This window comes from Alkalihalobacillus sp. TS-13, from assembly GCF_019720915.1.
In the GTDB taxonomy this organism is placed as follows: domain Bacteria; phylum Bacillota; class Bacilli; order Bacillales; family Fictibacillaceae; genus Pseudalkalibacillus.
The window spans coordinates 1,439,681-1,456,871 of the sequence record NZ_JAHKSI010000001.1; the positions used below are offsets into that span (position 1 = coordinate 1,439,681).

Below are 17,191 nucleotides of genomic sequence, written 5' to 3' on the forward strand. Positions count from 1 at the left end.
CAATCAGAAATTAATAATAGAAGATGGGGTGAAGAATGTGTTTCAAATCGTTATAAGTGATCCAATAAGCAAAGCGGGGTTGGAACCGCTTGTAAATACGCCAGGTATGAATCTTATTGAAAAGAACATCGATGAAGTAACCTCGAAAATGGAAATTGACGCGATACTTGTACGAAGTGCTACAAAAATCACACGTGCACTCATCAACGAAATGCCGAACCTCAAAATCATCGCACGAGCTGGAGTCGGTATCGACAACATCGACTTAGACGCAGCGACAGAACAAGGGATCGTGGTTGTAAACGCCCCAAATGGCAACACGATTTCGACTGCTGAACATACCTTTGCGATGATGCTATCTTTAATGCGGAACATCCCTCAGGCCAACCGATCATTACGAAATCTTGAGTGGAAGCGTTCTGCTTTTACAGGGCATGAAGTCCATGGAAAGACCCTCGGGATCATCGGTATGGGGAAAATCGGTTCGGAACTTGCTAAAAGAGCACTTTCCTTCGGTATGGATATACATGTATTCGATCCTTTCTTAACAAAAGAGCGGGCTAAGAAACTCCAGGTTGAGCTCGTGCCATTGGATCAGCTCCTTAAAAATGCTGACATCATCACTGTCCATACTCCTTTAAATAAAGATACGAAAAACCTCATCAATGAAGAATCGATTAAAACAATGAAAAAAGGGGTTTATATTCTTAATTGTGCACGTGGCGGAATCATCGATGAGGAAGCTCTCGTCAAAGGATTAGAGGAAGGACACATTGCGGGAGCGGCACTCGATGTTTTTTCAGAAGAGCCTTGTGTCAATGAATCCTTGCTTTTACATCCAAATGTAGTGGCAACCCCTCATATTGCTGCTTCAACCACAGAAGCACAATTCAACGTTGCCCAACAAGTCAGCGAGGATGTATGTAACGTATTACAGGGAAATCCAGCTCGGAATGCATTGAATTATCCTGCCGTTTCCCGTGATGTCCATGATTTCATCCACCCATTCATCGAACTGGGAAATCGTCTAGGAACATTTTTGTCACAATGCATAAAAACCCCAATTAAAGAAGTACAGTTAACCTATTCAGGGGAACTTTCAGACCATGAAACCTTACCAATCACAAGAAGCGTGTTGTCAGGTTTCCTCAATTCAAGAGTCGATCAACCTGTCAATATTATCAATGCCAACCTGATTGCCAAGCAGAGGGGAATCACTTACGGAGAAACGAAAGCTTCAGAAACCTTCGGCTATTCAAGCCTGATCGATGTGAAAGTTGTCGGTGAAAATCAGATGGTATTCATTCAAGGGACCTTGTTGCCTGGCCTCGGCGGAAGAGTTGTCAATCTGAATGGCTTCGATATCGATTTCACTCCGAAAGGACATCTCTTGTTCATCACCCATAATGACCAGCCTGGTGTGATCGGTAAAGTCGGAGAAGTACTTGGAAAACATCAAATGAATATTGCTACGATGCAGGTTGGGCGTAAAGAAGTCAGTGGAGGCGCAGCCATGGTACTGACTTTTGATGAACCGCTCAACAACGAAACGATAAAGGATCTGCAAGAAAATACTGGCATCACTACTCTCCTTGCGATGTCATTGGAGTAAAATAAATGGGGTTGACTCTTAAATAGAGCCAACCCCATTTTCTTCTATGTTCAAAATTAGGCTTGTAACGGCGGGAATCGTGTTTGTGTTGTTACGGCCGAAATCAGCAATCTATCGGTCAAACGACACGATCCAGCATATTTCGATCGTCGCCGAACGACGCCAACTCTACACCCAACTCAACACCGACACAACTACAATGACGAAGAGCCTATTTTAGTGGAACTTCTCTTCGCTCTCCTTTTTCAAATGTCATCAAGTGTGTATAACCTGCTTCTTTTGCAAACTGGACGGCACGATCGTAGGCAAATCCGACATGTTCAGGGTAATGGGCATCGGATGACAATACGATCGGGATTCCTTTGCGCTGACACATCTTCAATAGATCCTCATGTGGATACATTTGTTTGACAGGTTTACGCAGACCGGCTGTGCTGATCTCGATGCAGGTCTTTGACTCTTTCAATGCGTCTGTCGCACGTTCATATTGTTCTAGCAGGAAGTTATTGTCGTCAGGTACATAATTGAAGATCTTCACAAGATCCATATGTCCTAGGATATCGAACATGTTGGATTCAGCCAACGTGACAACCTGGTCAAAGTATCGTCGGTAAACATCGAATAAATCCCTTCGATCCCATTCTTCCTTGTACTCAGATAGGTCGATTCCGAAATCATCTATCCAGTGAATCGAGCCGATAACATAATCAAAATCGTATTGATCGATGAATCGCTTCATTTCTTCGTGTTTACCAGGCGTGTAATCCATTTCTATCGACATTTTTACGTCTATGTCCTTGTTCCAAGCCTGATGGAACAGATCTACATAATCCTCCATGTCATAATAGCGTCTCTCATCAACCCAGGGATTAGATAGGATGTCAGCAGTCTGATAAAAGTGATAGGCATGTTCCGAGATTCCGAAGTGATTGATCCCTTCCTTTTTCGCTTTTTCAGTGAATTTAGAGAGATAATCGAGAGTCAATGTCCCTTTTTCCAAATGGTTATGATAATCTGTCCTCATTTTCTTCGTTCCCCTCTCCGCTAGTATATTGCAATTATTTAGGTTACTTGTTTCATAATCATTAATGTTTGGCCAACGACGATCAAATCAGAATCAAGGTTATTCCATTTCATTAAATTCTTTACCGAAATTTCATACTTTTGTGCAAGTGCCCAGAGTGTGTCGCCCTCAGCGATGGTAATCGTGAATTTCTCTGTGTCATCGAGACGCGGTGCATCAACTTTTATGGCCAAATGGCGATCTCCAAGAAAAGCAAGCGGATCAACTGCATTGGTTTTATGTACATTCCATTCATCCTTATGCACCTCAAAATGCAAATGATCTCCTCTTGATTTGCCAGTATTACCGATCAAGCCGATGACTGTACCCTTTTCCACCTTTTCGCCTTCTTTTACAAAACGTTCACTCATATGGGCATAAACGGTTTCCAAACCATTCGAGTGTTTTACGAAAATGACATTTCCATAAGAATCTGAATAATAGGATTTTGCTACTGTCCCATCTTGAACAACTCGTATGTCTGTTCCTTCGTCAGCAGCTATATCTATGCCGAAATGAGTCCCTTGTCGGGTACCGAAATGGTCTGTCAAAACACCATCGACTGGCCAATCCCAGATTTCATCAATTTTCACCTCAATTGTAGAACTCTTAGCTGATACATTACCAGAATTCATGATAAGAAACAAAACAAAAAATGTCCCCACGGACAATAATAGTACTTTTTTCATAAAATAACCTCCACAGTCTATTATCCTGTAGGTTGGACAAGCCAAGACACGATAATATCGTATGGAGGAAAGTGGTTTTTTATAACATTTTCCGTAGCATTTAATTCGATTATAATCGTTTAAGCAGCTTTCCCTACAACCTTGGTGAATCCGCTACCGGTACATCCGGAAGCTTCTACGTTCGCTATTACCACAAGAGTGGGGATTTCCTGTCCTCTGTTACTCATGGAACAAGATTTATCGTCAGGTTCCACTCTCATTCTCGAATTTTCGAGGAATGAAAAATGAAAATGTCGTCCCATTGCCCACCTTGCTGTGAACGGATATTTTTCCGCCATGCGCATCAACGATATTCTTTACAATTGCAAGACCTAGACCTGTCCCAGAACGGCCCCTTGTACGAGCTTTATCTGCCTTATAAAAGCGTTCGAACACAAATGGCAGATCCTCTTTTGGAATACCTGATCCAGTATCTTTGACCTCAACGTTAATTCCATCCGAAAGGCTCGTAACATCAACAGATACTTCTCCGCCTTCTTTCGTATGCCTCAAGGCGTTATCTATCAAATTCGTCATCACTTGTTCCAAACGATCTGCGTCTGCCTCTATAATACTCTTCTCATCAGGAAGGTTCAACTCAACGGTAATATCCCTTTCCCTTGCGAGTCCCTGAAATTTATGCACGACCCTATTGAAGAATTCTCCGCTATCGATTTCCATAACTTCGAGGGATACATGACCAGCTTCCATTCGTGCGAGATCCAGAAGCTCATTAACCAAACGCCCCATTCTCAACGATTCATCATAGATAATTTGTGCGATATCCTTCTTTTCTTGCTCAGTACCTGCAATATCATCAATGATCGCTTCACTATATCCTTGAAGCATCGAAATCGGCGTTCTAAGCTCGTGGGAGACATTAGCGATGAAGTCTTTCCGTAATTTATCATGTTGACGTTCATCTGTCATGTCTCGGAAAACCGCAACAGCACCACGAACATTGGAATGATTGTATAACGGCGTCATCAGTACGACCCAGATTCTGCCTTGAAGCTCAATTTCCGTTATCTGTTCGCGTTCAAGATTTACGACACTGCGGAATAAATCATTGATCTGTTCAGGTACTTCCTCACCTTTCCGCTCTTTCATTCCTCGCTCATAATACCAAGCCTGGATGAACCGTTCAGCAGGCGGATTGGTAACAAGGATTTTTCCTTTCCGGTCAAAGGTGATGACACCATCAGCCATGCTGCTTAAGATACTTGATAATTGTTCTTTTTCTTGGCTTAATGCATTGATGTTGTTCTTCAAGTTCCTGCCCATTCTATTGAATGACAGGGCGAGTTCACCAATCTCATCATGTGTCAGGATCGGAACCTTCGTATCGAACTTCCCTTGTGCTACTTCTAATGCAGCTTCCCTCATACGTCTGAGCGGGGAAGTAATCCGTGTGGATAAGAAAAAGGCAAAGATCGTTGTAAGTATGATTGCGATTCCCGCAGATAAAAATATGATTTGCTTTGCTTGCTGATTTGTTTCCTGAATCAATTCAAGGGATTGGTAAATGAAAACCGCACCATGTTCATTTGCAGAAAGCTCGACAGGCTTACCGACAATCAACAACTCATTTTGTTCTGTCTGATCCCCGTTCTGTACTGGAAAGTCGCCTTGAACAATCACTGTTTCCCCATCCTTCAGAACTTTTGATAATTTCGGGTCCTCCCGGAAGAGTGAATAAGGGAGCGTAGATAATTCCGTCTGATCGGAAGAATGGGAAAATTGTGTACGATCACTTAGAATCACAATATTACTCGAATGCGCATCAACCAGTTTTGAAATCGTATCTTTAGATTCAGTGAAGGGCTGGTCACTTTGAATGATTTCCACGAGTGAGTCTTCGAGCTGCGACAATTGCATTTTTGCATTATCGACAATGAAATTTTCAAAAAACTGCATCAATAGAACAGTTAAAATGAAAAGGACGACAGACACGAGTAGAAGGATCGTCCCCCAAAGCTTTCCTACTACACTCCGCCAAATCATTCTTTTTCTTCTACCTCGAATTTATAACCAACACCCCAGACAGTAGAAATCATTGAAGCTGCATCAGGAGAAACCCGGTTCAACTTTTCACGTAGACGCTTCACATGTGTATCGACCGTACGCAAGTCACCGAAGAATTCATAATTCCAGACATCTTTCAACAACTGTTCTCTGGAATATACCTTGTCTGGTGTCTTTGCGAGATACAAGAGCAGCTCATACTCTTTCGGCGTAAGGCTGATTTCTTTTCCATCAGCAGTTACACGATGCGCATCGTTATCAATCGTCAGATGAGGGAATACGATCACATCTTTGCTCACTGTGTCTGTATGTAAAAATTTCGTAGCAGTTGAGCGTCTTAACAGCGCTTTCACGCGTAACACAACTTCCCTTGGACTAAATGGTTTGACTACATAATCATCTGCACCTGCTTCGAATCCTTGGACACGGTTTGATTCCTCGCCTTTAGCTGTCAGCATGATGATTGGTGTCGCTTTGTCCTTTCGCAGCTTTTCACAAACTTCAATTCCATCCATCTCTGGAAGCATCAGATCAAGCAAGATGATATCAAATTCTGCTTCACTAGCTTCTTGCAAAGCTGTTTCTCCATCTTCTGCTTCGACGACCGCGAAGTTTTCCCGTTCAAGATACATACGGAGCAGTTTACGGATCCGTTCTTCATCATCAACAACAAGCACTCTTTGTTCATTTTCCATAATTCACATACCTCCTACATCTTACATACCACATATTCTTTCCAACTGCTAAGAAAACCTCCACGAAACGTGAAGGTTTTCTGTTACGCATAGGAATGCAAGCCTACGATTACGATATTTACTGCTATCAAGTTGAACATGATGATCACGAAACCGAGCACACATAACCATGCTGATTTTTCACCATGCCAGTCCCTTGTAAGTCTTAAATGAAGATAAGCAGCGTAAAAAAGAAAAGTAATCAAAGCCCATACTTCCTTCGGATCCCAGCCCCAGAACCTTGTCCAAGCTGCCTGTGCCCATATCATAGCAAAAATCAATGCGCCCAATGTAAACACAGGGAACCCGATTGCGATTGCACGATAACTGATTTCATCAACCAGATCTGTATTGATGTTTTTCAGTAAAGGTTTCAAGGCTGCGCCCAATCGTTTCCTCAAAGCCAATCTAAATAATACGTAAAGTGTAAATCCGGAGAATAATGCCCAGATGAACGTATTCAATTTCTTCGGTGCATCGACGCCTTCCATCCATGCAGGTGCTTCGAAAAGCGGTCCGAATGCTCCCTCTGTCAGTTTCTCACCATCATGCGGGCCAGCGATTGCTGGCATATGGTAGACAAGTTCAGCTTGATTACCACTGTCGTTGACCCATTCAAAACTTACTTGGTAATTTGCAGCTCCAAAACCGATGGAAACGAGAATGAATCCAAATGTACTGATCAGTGTATAAAGTACAAATTCCAACCAGCCTGTCTTTTTCGATCCTTTGCTTTGATCGATAGTTGCCACTAAGTAGATCAAACCGGCAACAAAACTGATCGCTAAAATTCCTTCCCCTAGAGCTGCTGTCGTTACATGGATTTTCAACCAATTGCTTTGTAAAGCCGGAATCAATGGTTCTATCTCTCTTGGGAACATACTGGCATAAGCAATTACTAGGAGGGCAATTGGCATTGCGAACACACCAAGGACATTCAAACGATAGATTGCGTATATAATAATAAAACCGAAGACCATCATCATTCCGAAAAATGTCGTGAATTCAAAGAGATTACTGACTGGAGCGTGACCCGCAGCGATCCACCTTGTAACGAAATATCCTAATTGACTGATGAATCCGATAATAGATAGGGAATATCCCCACTTCCCCCATCTATTTGACTTTAGCCCTTCCTTTTCTTTGACCGTCAATGAGACGACAAAGAGGATGGTAGCAATAAAATAAATGAAAAATGCAATATATAATAAAGTACTGCTTAATTGTGCCATTTGAGTTCCTCCTTTCTATGCTTTATCCTTCTGTTCTTGTTGATCGTTTAGCTTATTTATATCAAGTTTCGCAGTGATATCATCAAGTTCACGTTTTATGCCGTGCCAGTTTTTATTCGTATGAGCTGCCATCCAAACCTCTTCATCCTTCACTTTCAGCCATACACGGCGATGGTTCCAATATAAACCTTGGACGACCCCCAGCATGAAGATGATTCCACCTATAAAAATGATAGGAAGCGTATAATCCTTCTTCACGGTCAACCCTGTTATGAACTCTGTGTCAACACCATCAAAAGCAATCTTGTATTGATTCTCACCGGAAGGATCAAGGTTCTGACGTATCGCGATAAAGGCTACTTCGCCGTCTGGTGTTTCAGGCGTGAACATTTTGAAAATGAACGCTGGATTGTTCGGTACATTCGTTTTCGTTGATGGTTTTTTCGTCTCTGAATCAAAATAAAAATCAGGATAATAGCCTTGTAACTCTACACGATTCCCATTGCCGAGATCATATTCTTCTTTTGGTTCCTGTAAATCGACTGAGAATGAACCGATCTCCTTATCTGTTTCAGATTCTTGAAATTGGAAATGCATCGCACTCATTTCTTGTCGATAGTCTACTTGATAGAGTGAATACCCATCAAAATCAAGCGGTTTATTGACTTGGATCGCATAGTCTTTGACCTTAGAAAGCTCCGGCTTTGCACCTGGTAGTTTTTCACCAGCCTTATAAAGGACAACGTCACTCTGATAGTTTTTCGGTACTGGCTGCTGTACTCGATTCAAAGCATCAGAGAATCTTTCTTCTTTGTTATCATAGACTTCATATGTGAATTTATCGTGTTTTAAATAATATTCTTGATCCGTACCTTTGATCGCTTTCGTCTCACCTTCACGAATCCACATATCTTCATCCAAATACATACCTGGTACGATTCTGAGCATGGCTCCTAATAAGAAGATGATCAATCCGATATGGTTCACATACGGTCCCCATCTGGAAAAACGCCCTTTTTCAGCTAGGATACTATTCCCCTCTCTCCGGACACGATAGCGTTTTTCTTTCAATCTGAAAAGGACTTCTTCCATGAATTGTTCTTCATCTTCTGGTCGCTTTGTTGCAGCGAATATCCTTTGTTTTTTTAGGAAGTTATCGTGTTTTGCGACCCGCTGGTTTCGAAGTGAACGAAATAGCGGAATCCCTCGGTCGATACTTGCGACCGTAATGGATACACCGATCAAACCTAGTAAAAGGACGAACCACCATGAACTATATAGATTATGGAACCCTAATACATAATAGAGTTCTCCTAGAAAACCATATTCCTTTTCATAATATGCTGCAGGGTCGGTTGCCTCAGAAGTCGGTATATACATCTGTTGCGGGAAAATCGTCCCGACAGCAGAGGCAATCAGGGTGATGACGATCAGCCATACCCCGACTTTTACACTCGAGAAGAAATTCCATATCTTATCGACAGCATTCGCATTATAGGTTTGCGAACGTCTTGCTGTCCCTTCGTATCTCATGTTCAATAGCTTATCTGGTGATTCTTCTTGAATCGGCTTACCACAAGCTTCACAAATGATCGTTCCGTAGGGATTCAGATGGCCGCAATCGCACTTAATCTTTTCCATTTGAACACCCCATTATGGCTTGATTTTTTCCATGTAGTTGCGGACATGTGTATCGTTCAGCTCACCTGTGATTTTATCGATCACTTTACCTTCCGGACTGATCAAATAGGTGGCAGGTAAGTTTCCAACTCCGTATTCATCTACGACTTCTCGTTGCTGGTCCAAAAGAATCGGAAAAGTTAGATTCAATCTATTCGCGAACTTTTCCACCGTAAACTTCGGCTCAGCGATATCAACTGCCAGGACAACTACACCCTGAGCTTTATATTTGTCATACTGCCGTTGTATGGCAGGCATTTCTTTCTCGCATGGTGGACAATATGTACCCCAGAAATTCAAGAAAACGCCCTTCCCTTTATAATCTTCCAGCTCTACTTCCTTACCTTCTAAATCCTTCAGGACAAAATTCGGTGCTGTATCTCCAGCTTTGACAGGTTCCTTTTTGTCATTGAAAACGGTGTTATAGAGTGTAAATCCCAGGGCCAGGGCAATAACAACCAATATGACTGAACGCATGATTAACCGTTGTCGTTTTTTCATAATGGCGATCGCTCCAATCTAATCTTCTACCCTTCCTACTATAACGTTTATTTGTCCAGTATTCATGGGTTTTATTTGACGTTTATGTGACAGCTAGATTCCGTAATTGCTTGACTTCATGCGGTGTCATCGTTCTGGAGTCCCCAGGGTTGAGCCCTCTGAGATCCAGATTCCCATAGCCCTCACGTTTCAGTTTTTGGACAGGGTAACCAAGTGCTTCGAACATCCTTCTGACTTGGCGGTTGCGACCTTCATGGATTGTCAGTTCAATGATTGCTGTCTGTTTCTTTTTATCAAGGCTTTTCATTTTGACTTTCGCCGGTGCTGTCTTGCCATCATCAAGCATGATTCCCTTTGAAAGCTGACGGATCTCCAGCTTGGAGGGGATCCCCTTCACCTTGGCGACATATCTTTTTTCCACATGATATTTCGGATGCATAAGTGTGTTTGCGAAATCTCCGTCGTTAGTCAGTATAAGCAAACCGGAAGTGTCATAATCAAGACGACCTACAGGAAAGATCCTTTGTTCAATATCAGGAAAATAGTCCGTTACAACTTTCCTGCCTTTTTCATCCTTCACGCTTGAAATAACACCAGTCGGTTTATAAAACAAAAAGTAGACAGGTTCTTCTTTATCAATCGGTACCCCATTCACTTCAATTTCGTCAGAAGGTGACACTTTCGTCCCTAATTCTCTTACAACGCCTCCATTCACTTTCACTTGTCCATCTTGGATCAATTTCTCGGCTTTCCGTCGAGAAGTAACCCCAGCTTGTGCAATGACCTTTTGTAATCGTTCCATACTTTCACCTCAATCTCAATCATACTCTTCGACATTTGAATTCTCAAGTTTTGAAAGAGAGCAGTTCACTTTATTTATAAATTGTACGGGGTTATGCAGCAGCCTACTCAATATCCATTAGCCTCAAATAAAAAAACCCCACCAACTAGCTGGTGGAGTAAAAAATCAACTACCAAAGACGAGTGTCACTACGATGATTGCACAGATGATTCCGACAAGGTCCGCAAGCAGCCCGACCTTCAATGCATCCCCCATCCTTTTGATGCCCACAGCACCAAAATAGACAGTAAGAATATAAAGGGTGGTATCTGTACTTCCTTGCATTGTAGAAGCCAATCGCCCAATGAATGAATCAGGTCCGTACGTGGAAATCAAATCCGAGGTCATGGCCAGTGCCCCTGTCCCAGAAATCGGCCTGATCAACGCCAGGGGTACGATTTCCGATGGGACCCCGATTGCTGTGAGAAACGGCTTGATAGAATCGATCATGAACGCCAAAGCCCCTGAGGCTCTGAATACGGTGATTGCTACGAGCATCCCGACTAGATAGGGGATGATCGATACAGCAATTGAAAACCCTTCCTTCCCACCTTCAACAAATTCTTCGTATGTCGAAACTCTTTTGAAAGTTGCGTATATAAGGACAAATCCGATCAGGCAAGGAAGGATCCAAATGGATATTGCCGACACAAGCCCCATTTCAAGATCTCCTCCTTCTTTGCCGCCTCTGGTAAAAATAACGGTCGATCATAATGGCTGCGAATGTCGAACAAGCAGTCGCAATAAGCGTAGTCCCCACAATATCGGTCGGCGACAAGGAATCATAATTCATCCGGATCGCTATGACGGTCGTTGGAATGATGGTAAGGCTTGAGGTGTTAATCGCGAGGAACGTAATCATAGAACGACTTGCATCATCACGGTCGGCATTCAATTTCTTCATCTGTTCCATCGCTTTTATTCCCATAGGTGTAGCCGCGTTTCCGAGTCCGAAAAGGTTTGCAACCATATTTGATAAAATGTATCCCATCGCAGGATGATCCGCCGGGATATCCGGAAAGAGCCTTTTTGCAACCGGCTTGAACAAGTCCGAAAGCTTTTCAAGTAATCCCGCTTTTTTTGCAATGTTCATGAGCCCCAACCAAAAGACAAGGATGCTGATCAATCCTAAACTGATAGTGACAGCTTCCTGAGCGCTTTTGAACAATACCTTATTAACTTCCTCCATCGTCCCATTGATCGCTGCATAAAGGATTCCGAAGACAAACATGAACACCCAGATCAGATTAACCATATGGCACCGTTACGATAAAAAACTTCGTCACAACCTTCTTGATCGTTCGCCAAAAGGTTTCCTCCTCCAGTTCCCTATACGTACCTTTGAGAAATAACGGGAGTTCTCCTATTGCGGAACCCTCAAGATAGATCGTAAGCTTTCCAACAGGACTCGGCGGATTCTTTCCCCATTTGCCATTTTTAGGTGGCTTGATAAGGGTGATTTCATTTTTAATAAGGTCACGCTCATCTTCGGTCAAAGGATAATAAAATGTTCTCGCTGCTTCTACTTTGTTCTTATAAGCATCGTTTTCAAGACCACTAATTGGACCTTTTTCTACAATCGAGACAAGATCATATGTATTGAATGCCCAATCAAAAAGGTTCATATGATCGTTCCAATCGTTGCCATCATTCAAAGTGACAGCGATCAGTTCAAGGTCATCCTTTTTTGCTGTTGATACAAGTGTTCTTTTCGCACGTTTTGTATAGCCTGTTTTTCCACCGGTAGAATATTCATACATCCGTAACAGTTTGTTTTTATTCTTGAAAATACGATCCCATTCCTCCCCTTCTTGAGGGGCTCTGTGGGTCTTTGTAGAAGAGATTTTTCGATATGTTTCATTCTCCATCGCATACTGAGACAATAATGCCATGTCATAGGCGGTAGAGTAGTGATTCTCATGATCATCGAGTCCATGTGGATTGGAGAAATACGTATTTTTCATACCGATTTCCGCAGCTTTTTCGTTCATCATATAGATGAACCCTTCCAAGCTGCCACCAACATGTTCTGCAATTGCTACAGCAGAATCATTACCTGAACGCAGCATCAACCCATAAACGAGATCTTCCAAGAGGATCTTTTCTCCTTTTTTTAAATAGATAGAAGAACCTTCTGCCTGAAGAGGCCGCTCACTTACCGTAGCCAATTCATCCATTTTTCCTGACTCGATTGCTAAGATGGCAGTCATGATTTTCGTAATGCTTGCGATCCTCATTTTCTGGTTTTCATTTTTTCCATATAAAACACGACCAGATTCCTGCTCCATCAGTATGGCACCTTGAGCATCTACACCAGGTCCTTCTGCATATGCGAGCTGATGTAGCGGTATAGTTGAAAAAAATATCATGAAGGCTAATCCAATTAGGATTCCAGCTCTAATTATTGCAACAATCATAACATCCCGTCCCTTAGCCAGTTTTGTACAAGTTTATGCTCTAAAAGACGGGATATGAAAAAAATTAAGTCTACATAATGAGGTTATTGTCTACTTAGGTGGGGTCTTCGAGTGCTTACGTTCCTCTTGAGGTATAAAACGCGGGGTATCACTGAATTGATGATCGTAGTCCGATTGCTGGGATAAAGCAGCTTCTTCTGCTGGAATCCTGACCAACAGTAAGAGTAAGGCATTCAATATCGTGAATAGAATTGCAGTCCAAAATGCATTGAACATTAGCGGAATGACCAGCAACTCAAAAGAAACAACAACATAATTTGGATGACGCAAGAAACGGAATGGACCTTTTTTTACGATATTAGCATTTGGAAGAATGATAATCTTCGTATTCCAAAACATGCCGAGTGAACGGATCGTCCAGACCCTCAACCCTTGTAACACGATAAACAATAGGAACAATACAGGAAAAAAAGGTGATAGCTCAAATCCTTTAACATATGCTTCTAGGACTAATGATAACAAGAAAGTCGTATGAAGAATGACAATCCATTTATAATGCTCCGCGGCAAATTCCTTCGCCCCTCTCGCCTTCATCTTTTTTTCGTTTCGTCTAGCCACCTTCAGTTCAATTAGACGCTGTGCGATGATGAGAGAGTATAACAAAAAGAAAATCATGGGCCATCCCCCTTATAAACTCATTCTACCCATTCTATTAGGACGACTTCTGAACTGAAACCAGGTCCTAATGCGGTGACAAGACCTTTCTCTCCAGTTGGGATATCTTTTTGCAAGAACCGATTCAATACATAGATCACGGTCACAGATGACATGTTCCCGTACCGCTTCAATATTTCCAATGAATCATGAAACATCGAAGCAGGAATGTCCAACGAACTCATATAGGCGTTCAACACTTTTATACCACCGGGGTGAGCGATGAAATGCTTGATATCATCCATCTTGAGATTCTGATCGATGAGAAATTGATGGATGGTAGGATAAAACCAGCTATCTACGATATGGGGGATGTCCTTAGAAAAGATGACATAGAGGCCTTCATCTTTAATATCCCATCCCATTATCTCTTCTGAATCCGGCATCAATGTGGATTGACTGGCTAACGTCCTGGGAATGGTTTTTTCAATCGTCAATTCATGCTCTTTCACTTCATTCCCCACCATTAATACTGCTGCTACACCATCTGCAAAAAGAGATGTCCCGATCAGATTGCTTTTCGAATAATCTTGTTTTTGGAACGTCAAACTGCACAATTCTACACAAACAAGCAGGACTTTCGCTTGTGGATAGGCAAGGCAATAATCATGCGACCGAGCCAGTCCTGAAGCGCCCCCTGCACACCCTAAGCCCCAGATCGGGATCCGTTTCGTGTGAGGGGAAAATGGGAGTTCATTCATGATCCTCGCTTCAATACTCGGTGTTGAAAATCCAGTCGTCGAAACAAAGAATATAGCGTCTATTTCGTTATAGGGGATCTGCTTTTTCATGTATGTATTGTTGGCAAGGCAATCCTCGATCGCTTTGACACCATACTCAACTGATTTTTCAATATAGATGTCATTTTTCGATTGTAACGTATGGTTTTCCTTATACCATTGAACATCATTGACAAAGTTCCTTGATTCAATCTGTCCATTTTCGAACACACGTAATAAGCGATCAATATGGGAATAATGATCACTGAACAGCTCTCTTGCAAATTCGACTGTATGGCCTTGTCCCAAGGTATGTTCTGGATCACAGGTACCGACGGATAAGATATATGGCATTTGCCTCACACTTCCTTACAGTGCATTTTTATCAGTTTGTACTTATCGTAACAAAATATGTGAAACCGGTACAATCGTCTAGTCCGCCTACTAGACGAATGCATATAGTATGGGTGAATGGCTTATTAGGGATAGGGGGACATCGGAATGTCAGATGGATTTGGTAAGGGGTTCATCTTGCTCGTTGTTTTGTTCGTGCTATTAGTGATTATCGGTATTACCGTCTATTCAGGATATCACGGCTAAAACTATACATCGGATAAAGAAAACTTGGCACAGCCAAACCTTGGCGATGGCTGAACCTTTAGAAAGTATTTATACTTTCTTTAAGTGAGTACTGTTGATTTCTGACTAAGTTTGATTGAAGTGAAATTTGCAACACTCCTGCGGGAAAAGCGAGCCAGGCGAGACCCCACAGCGAGGTACTCGCGAGGAGGCTTGCGGAAGTAGGTAAATGCAAGGAAGTGATGTCTAGCTCAGCGACCAGTCACTTGGGTCACTTCAAACTTCCTGCGGCTGTCGACACATTGATTGACATCCTTATGAGTAGGCCCACGCAGAACCAGTCTTTGTTTGGTTCGAGCCTCCTCGTCCGTTTTCCAGTGACTGCGTGTCTTAACGGATCGCTTTGGCTTTTCGTTTGCCCGCGGAAAGGGAGTAAATTTCGGAAAAATCAACAAAAAGGATTACAAAGCCTAAGTGAAAGTAAAGAAAGGCTGACCAGTGGAATCATTTTGATGCCCCTGTCAGCCTTTTTTGTCTTCAAAATACAATCGGATTACACATTTTGTTCAGTTAATTCGTAACGACCTTCATTGATAATCTTATTCACAATTTCTTGTATAGATCTTTCATCGACACCATTGAATAGGGCTGCAAACTGCTGTTCATCATTTATGTAGACACGGTGGCGTTTTGCATAAGCTGGATTTGTTTTAAGCGCCAACAATGCAATAATCTCCCGTAAATGGATGATCCGGCCATCCATCTCAAAGAGTTCTTCTGTTTCAAAACTCGATAATTCCGAAATTTTCTCATCGAAGTATCTAACATACAAAACAGCTAATGTCTTTTCAGATTTTCCATCCCGGAAGGTCACTTCAGAACGGTTGAAAAACTCCTCTGGGGAATTCGATTTCGACTTTTCAAGTTCTTCTCCATTTATGGAAGTAATGATCACGGTTATTCCTCCTTATCATTAGGTTCCATCACAGATTCAAAGTTTTCAAAGAACAAATCTGCTTCGTCTTCAATGGAACCATCCTCAAATTGTTCTGGTAATTTCGGCAAGTCATCTTTCGATTTCAATCCAAAGTATTCAAGAAACTCTTTTGTCGTTCCATATAGAATCGCACGGCCTGTTCCTTCTGCCCTTCCGACTTCCTTAACTAGATGTTTAGCTGAAAGTGTCTGAAGTGGCTTTTCAGTTTTCACACCACGAATGTCCTCAATTTCAGTACGTGTGATTGGTTGTTTGTATGCGACGATAGCAAGGGTTTCAAGGGCCGCCTGGGATAACGAACTTGTGGTAGGCGATTCAACAAACCTTTCATAATAAGAAATATGCTTCGCTTTTGTCGTAAATTGATAGGCACCTGCAATCTCGACGATTTCAATACCACGGTCGTCAGTCTGGTAATCTTCAATCATTTCCTTAATGAGTCCTTCTGCTTCGGAAAGCTCGATTTGAAGAATATCAGCAGCCTGTTTCCCATCTAACCCCTCATCACCGACGACAAAAAGAAGACCCTCTAAAACAGCTTTTTGTTCATTTCTTGTCGTCAACTAATATCCTCCTTCATCAAGTGAATTGAAATTTCATTAAAGTTCTCATCTTGTTCACAACGGATTTGCCGTGTTTTCATCAATTCAAGAACCGCCAGGAAAGTTACTACCATATGGTCTTTACTCGGATAAGGAAAGAGATTTTGGAACGTCTGCCTCCCTTTTCGAAAACGGAGTTCAGTAACGATCTCTGACATACGTTTGTCGATCGGGATTTCCTGACGATCAATTTTTGTTTTCGGAGCTTTCTTCATCTTCTTTTTATCAAATAGAGATTGGAACGCACCGACTAGATCATAAATCGTCATATTTGAAACAGGATTGACCGGTTCTTGTTTTGCCTCAAAATGATCAAGATTGCTCGGCGGCTTTGAAAGCGTCAGGCTCCTCTTACTCTCGTGTTCTCGTAGATAGGATGAGGCTTCTTTAAATTTACGATATTCAATGAGTCGGCGCACCAACTCATCCCTCGGATCCTCGTCCATTTCCATTTCAAGCTGTTGATCGAACTCATCTTCTTCATATTTTGGCAGTAAAGTTTTACTCTTGATTGCAATAAGCGTTGCAGCCATAACAAGATATTCACTAGCTATATCCAGTTGGAGCTCTTGCATCGTATGTATATACTCTAAGTATTGTTCCGTAATTTTAGCGACTGGAATATCATAAATATCGATCTCGTAACGGTTGATCAAATGAAGCAATAAATCAAGCGGTCCTTCAAATCCATCCAATCGTACGTTATATTGGTTCATGAAATTCACCATTCTCACATTCTAGTATGTA

At 42.1% G+C, this 17,191-nt stretch carries 19 protein-coding genes; 3 read left to right on the forward strand and 16 right to left on the reverse strand.

Annotated features, from left to right (window positions below; all coding sequences use genetic code 11):
• Nucleotides 1-37: 37 nt before the first annotated feature.
• Both serA and KOL94_RS07180 read left to right on the forward strand, forming a co-directional pair.
• Nucleotides 38-1,612: a phosphoglycerate dehydrogenase gene (gene serA / locus KOL94_RS07175; RefSeq protein WP_221565256.1), complete on the forward strand. Its 1,575-nt coding sequence runs from the start codon at nt 38-40 to the stop codon at nt 1,610-1,612.
• 46 nt (nt 1,613-1,658) lie between these two features.
• Nucleotides 1,659-1,832, forward strand: coding sequence for a hypothetical protein (locus KOL94_RS07180; protein WP_221565258.1), 174 nt, complete (start codon nt 1,659-1,661; stop codon nt 1,830-1,832).
• On the opposite strand, the gene KOL94_RS07185 is transcribed toward KOL94_RS07180, so the two are convergent.
• From KOL94_RS07185 to KOL94_RS07245, 13 genes are all read right to left on the reverse strand, one after another.
• The gene (locus KOL94_RS07185; protein ID WP_221565260.1) at nt 1,824-2,636 is read right to left on the reverse strand and encodes a histidinol-phosphatase; all 813 of its coding nucleotides are present in this window, start codon (nt 2,634-2,636) and stop codon (nt 1,824-1,826) included. The two genes, KOL94_RS07180 and KOL94_RS07185, sit on opposite strands and share 9 nt — an antisense overlap.
• Before the next feature lie 38 nt (nt 2,637-2,674).
• Nucleotides 2,675-3,364 (reverse strand): peptidoglycan DD-metalloendopeptidase family protein, encoded by a 690-nt coding sequence (locus tag KOL94_RS07190; RefSeq protein ID WP_221565261.1) that lies wholly within the window; start codon nt 3,362-3,364, stop codon nt 2,675-2,677.
• Nucleotides 3,365-3,607: 243 nt separating this feature from the next.
• Nucleotides 3,608-5,407 (reverse strand): ATP-binding protein, encoded by a 1,800-nt coding sequence (locus KOL94_RS07195; RefSeq protein WP_221565262.1) that lies wholly within the window; start codon nt 5,405-5,407, stop codon nt 3,608-3,610.
• The gene (locus KOL94_RS07200; RefSeq protein ID WP_221565263.1) at nt 5,404-6,123 is read right to left on the reverse strand and encodes a response regulator transcription factor; all 720 of its coding nucleotides are present in this window, start codon (nt 6,121-6,123) and stop codon (nt 5,404-5,406) included. The genes KOL94_RS07195 and KOL94_RS07200 overlap by 4 nt, the downstream gene beginning before the upstream one ends.
• Nucleotides 6,124-6,206: 83 nt before the next feature.
• The gene (ccsB, locus tag KOL94_RS07205) at nt 6,207-7,394 is read right to left on the reverse strand and encodes a c-type cytochrome biogenesis protein CcsB (RefSeq protein ID WP_221565264.1); all 1,188 of its coding nucleotides are present in this window, start codon (nt 7,392-7,394) and stop codon (nt 6,207-6,209) included.
• A 15-nt stretch (nt 7,395-7,409) separates the two neighbouring features.
• Nucleotides 7,410-9,035: a cytochrome c biogenesis protein ResB gene (resB, locus tag KOL94_RS07210; protein WP_221565265.1), complete on the reverse strand. Its 1,626-nt coding sequence runs from the start codon at nt 9,033-9,035 to the stop codon at nt 7,410-7,412.
• Between the two features lie 12 nt (nt 9,036-9,047).
• Nucleotides 9,048-9,575, reverse strand: coding sequence for a thiol-disulfide oxidoreductase ResA (gene resA, locus KOL94_RS07215; protein WP_221565266.1), 528 nt, complete (start codon nt 9,573-9,575; stop codon nt 9,048-9,050).
• A gap of 82 nt (nt 9,576-9,657) precedes the next feature.
• Nucleotides 9,658-10,377 carry a pseudouridine synthase gene (locus KOL94_RS07220; RefSeq protein WP_221565267.1) on the reverse strand — a complete coding sequence of 240 codons (720 nt, stop codon included), beginning with the start codon at nt 10,375-10,377 and terminating at the stop codon, nt 9,658-9,660.
• A 165-nt stretch (nt 10,378-10,542) separates the two neighbouring features.
• Nucleotides 10,543-11,076 carry a spore maturation protein gene (locus tag KOL94_RS07225; RefSeq protein WP_221565268.1) on the reverse strand — a complete coding sequence of 178 codons (534 nt, stop codon included), beginning with the start codon at nt 11,074-11,076 and terminating at the stop codon, nt 10,543-10,545.
• 1 nt (nt 11,077) lies between these two features.
• Nucleotides 11,078-11,671, reverse strand: a complete 594-nt coding sequence (locus KOL94_RS07230) for a nucleoside recognition domain-containing protein (RefSeq protein ID WP_221565269.1) — start codon at nt 11,669-11,671, stop codon at nt 11,078-11,080.
• Nucleotides 11,664-12,833: a D-alanyl-D-alanine carboxypeptidase family protein gene (locus KOL94_RS07235; protein WP_483298066.1), complete on the reverse strand. Its 1,170-nt coding sequence runs from the start codon at nt 12,831-12,833 to the stop codon at nt 11,664-11,666. Before KOL94_RS07235 ends, KOL94_RS07230 begins: the two co-directional genes overlap by 8 nt.
• Nucleotides 12,834-12,923: 90 nt before the next feature.
• The gene (locus KOL94_RS07240) at nt 12,924-13,508 is read right to left on the reverse strand and encodes an isoprenylcysteine carboxyl methyltransferase family protein (RefSeq protein WP_221565271.1); all 585 of its coding nucleotides are present in this window, start codon (nt 13,506-13,508) and stop codon (nt 12,924-12,926) included.
• Nucleotides 13,509-13,528: 20 nt separating this feature from the next.
• Entirely contained in the window at nt 13,529-14,620 is a 1,092-nt protein-coding gene (locus tag KOL94_RS07245; protein WP_221565273.1) for a type III polyketide synthase, read from the reverse strand.
• A 147-nt stretch (nt 14,621-14,767) separates the two neighbouring features.
• On the opposite strand from KOL94_RS07245, the gene KOL94_RS07250 reads away from it, so the two are divergent.
• Nucleotides 14,768-14,866 (forward strand): YjcZ family sporulation protein, encoded by a 99-nt coding sequence (locus KOL94_RS07250; RefSeq protein WP_221565275.1) that lies wholly within the window; start codon nt 14,768-14,770, stop codon nt 14,864-14,866.
• Between the two features lie 532 nt (nt 14,867-15,398).
• On the opposite strand, the gene KOL94_RS07255 is transcribed toward KOL94_RS07250, so the two are convergent.
• From KOL94_RS07255 to KOL94_RS07265, 3 genes are read right to left on the reverse strand one after another with little or no spacing between them, the layout of a single operon-like run.
• Nucleotides 15,399-15,800 (reverse strand): hypothetical protein, encoded by a 402-nt coding sequence (locus KOL94_RS07255; RefSeq protein ID WP_221565277.1) that lies wholly within the window; start codon nt 15,798-15,800, stop codon nt 15,399-15,401.
• Between the two features lie 2 nt (nt 15,801-15,802).
• The gene (gene scpB, locus KOL94_RS07260; protein ID WP_221565279.1) at nt 15,803-16,405 is read right to left on the reverse strand and encodes an SMC-Scp complex subunit ScpB; all 603 of its coding nucleotides are present in this window, start codon (nt 16,403-16,405) and stop codon (nt 15,803-15,805) included.
• A complete protein-coding gene (locus tag KOL94_RS07265; protein WP_221567617.1) occupies nt 16,402-17,160 on the reverse strand; it encodes a segregation/condensation protein A in 759 nt (252 codons plus the stop codon). The genes scpB and KOL94_RS07265 overlap by 4 nt, the downstream gene beginning before the upstream one ends.
• Nucleotides 17,161-17,191: the final 31 nt, after the last annotated feature.

What these genes read in the sequence shown, in the direction of transcription:
- KOL94_RS07180 (WP_221565258.1), top strand. Translation starts at nt 1,659, where the DNA reads ATGTTCAAAATTAGGCTTGTAACGGCGGGAATCGTGTTTGTGTTGTTA.
- KOL94_RS07185 (WP_221565260.1), bottom strand. Translation starts at nt 2,636, where the DNA reads ATGAGGACAGATTATCATAACCATTTGGAAAAAGGGACATTGACTCTC.
- KOL94_RS07190 (WP_221565261.1), bottom strand. Translation starts at nt 3,364, where the DNA reads ATGAAAAAAGTACTATTATTGTCCGTGGGGACATTTTTTGTTTTGTTT.
- KOL94_RS07195 (WP_221565262.1), bottom strand. Translation starts at nt 5,407, where the DNA reads ATGATTTGGCGGAGTGTAGTAGGAAAGCTTTGGGGGACGATCCTTCTA.
- KOL94_RS07200 (WP_221565263.1), bottom strand. Translation starts at nt 6,123, where the DNA reads ATGGAAAATGAACAAAGAGTGCTTGTTGTTGATGATGAAGAACGGATC.
- ccsB (WP_221565264.1), bottom strand. Translation starts at nt 7,394, where the DNA reads ATGGCACAATTAAGCAGTACTTTATTATATATTGCATTTTTCATTTAT.
- resB (WP_221565265.1), bottom strand. Translation starts at nt 9,035, where the DNA reads ATGGAAAAGATTAAGTGCGATTGCGGCCATCTGAATCCCTACGGAACG.
- resA (WP_221565266.1), bottom strand. Translation starts at nt 9,575, where the DNA reads ATGAAAAAACGACAACGGTTAATCATGCGTTCAGTCATATTGGTTGTT.
- KOL94_RS07220 (WP_221565267.1), bottom strand. Translation starts at nt 10,377, where the DNA reads ATGGAACGATTACAAAAGGTCATTGCACAAGCTGGGGTTACTTCTCGA.
- KOL94_RS07225 (WP_221565268.1), bottom strand. Translation starts at nt 11,076, where the DNA reads ATGGGGCTTGTGTCGGCAATATCCATTTGGATCCTTCCTTGCCTGATC.
- KOL94_RS07230 (WP_221565269.1), bottom strand. Translation starts at nt 11,671, where the DNA reads ATGGTTAATCTGATCTGGGTGTTCATGTTTGTCTTCGGAATCCTTTAT.
- KOL94_RS07235 (WP_483298066.1), bottom strand. Translation starts at nt 12,833, where the DNA reads ATGATTGTTGCAATAATTAGAGCTGGAATCCTAATTGGATTAGCCTTC.
- KOL94_RS07240 (WP_221565271.1), bottom strand. Translation starts at nt 13,508, where the DNA reads ATGATTTTCTTTTTGTTATACTCTCTCATCATCGCACAGCGTCTAATT.
- KOL94_RS07245 (WP_221565273.1), bottom strand. Translation starts at nt 14,620, where the DNA reads ATGCCATATATCTTATCCGTCGGTACCTGTGATCCAGAACATACCTTG.
- KOL94_RS07250 (WP_221565275.1), top strand. Translation starts at nt 14,768, where the DNA reads ATGTCAGATGGATTTGGTAAGGGGTTCATCTTGCTCGTTGTTTTGTTC.
- KOL94_RS07265 (WP_221567617.1), bottom strand. Translation starts at nt 17,160, where the DNA reads ATGAACCAATATAACGTACGATTGGATGGATTTGAAGGACCGCTTGAT.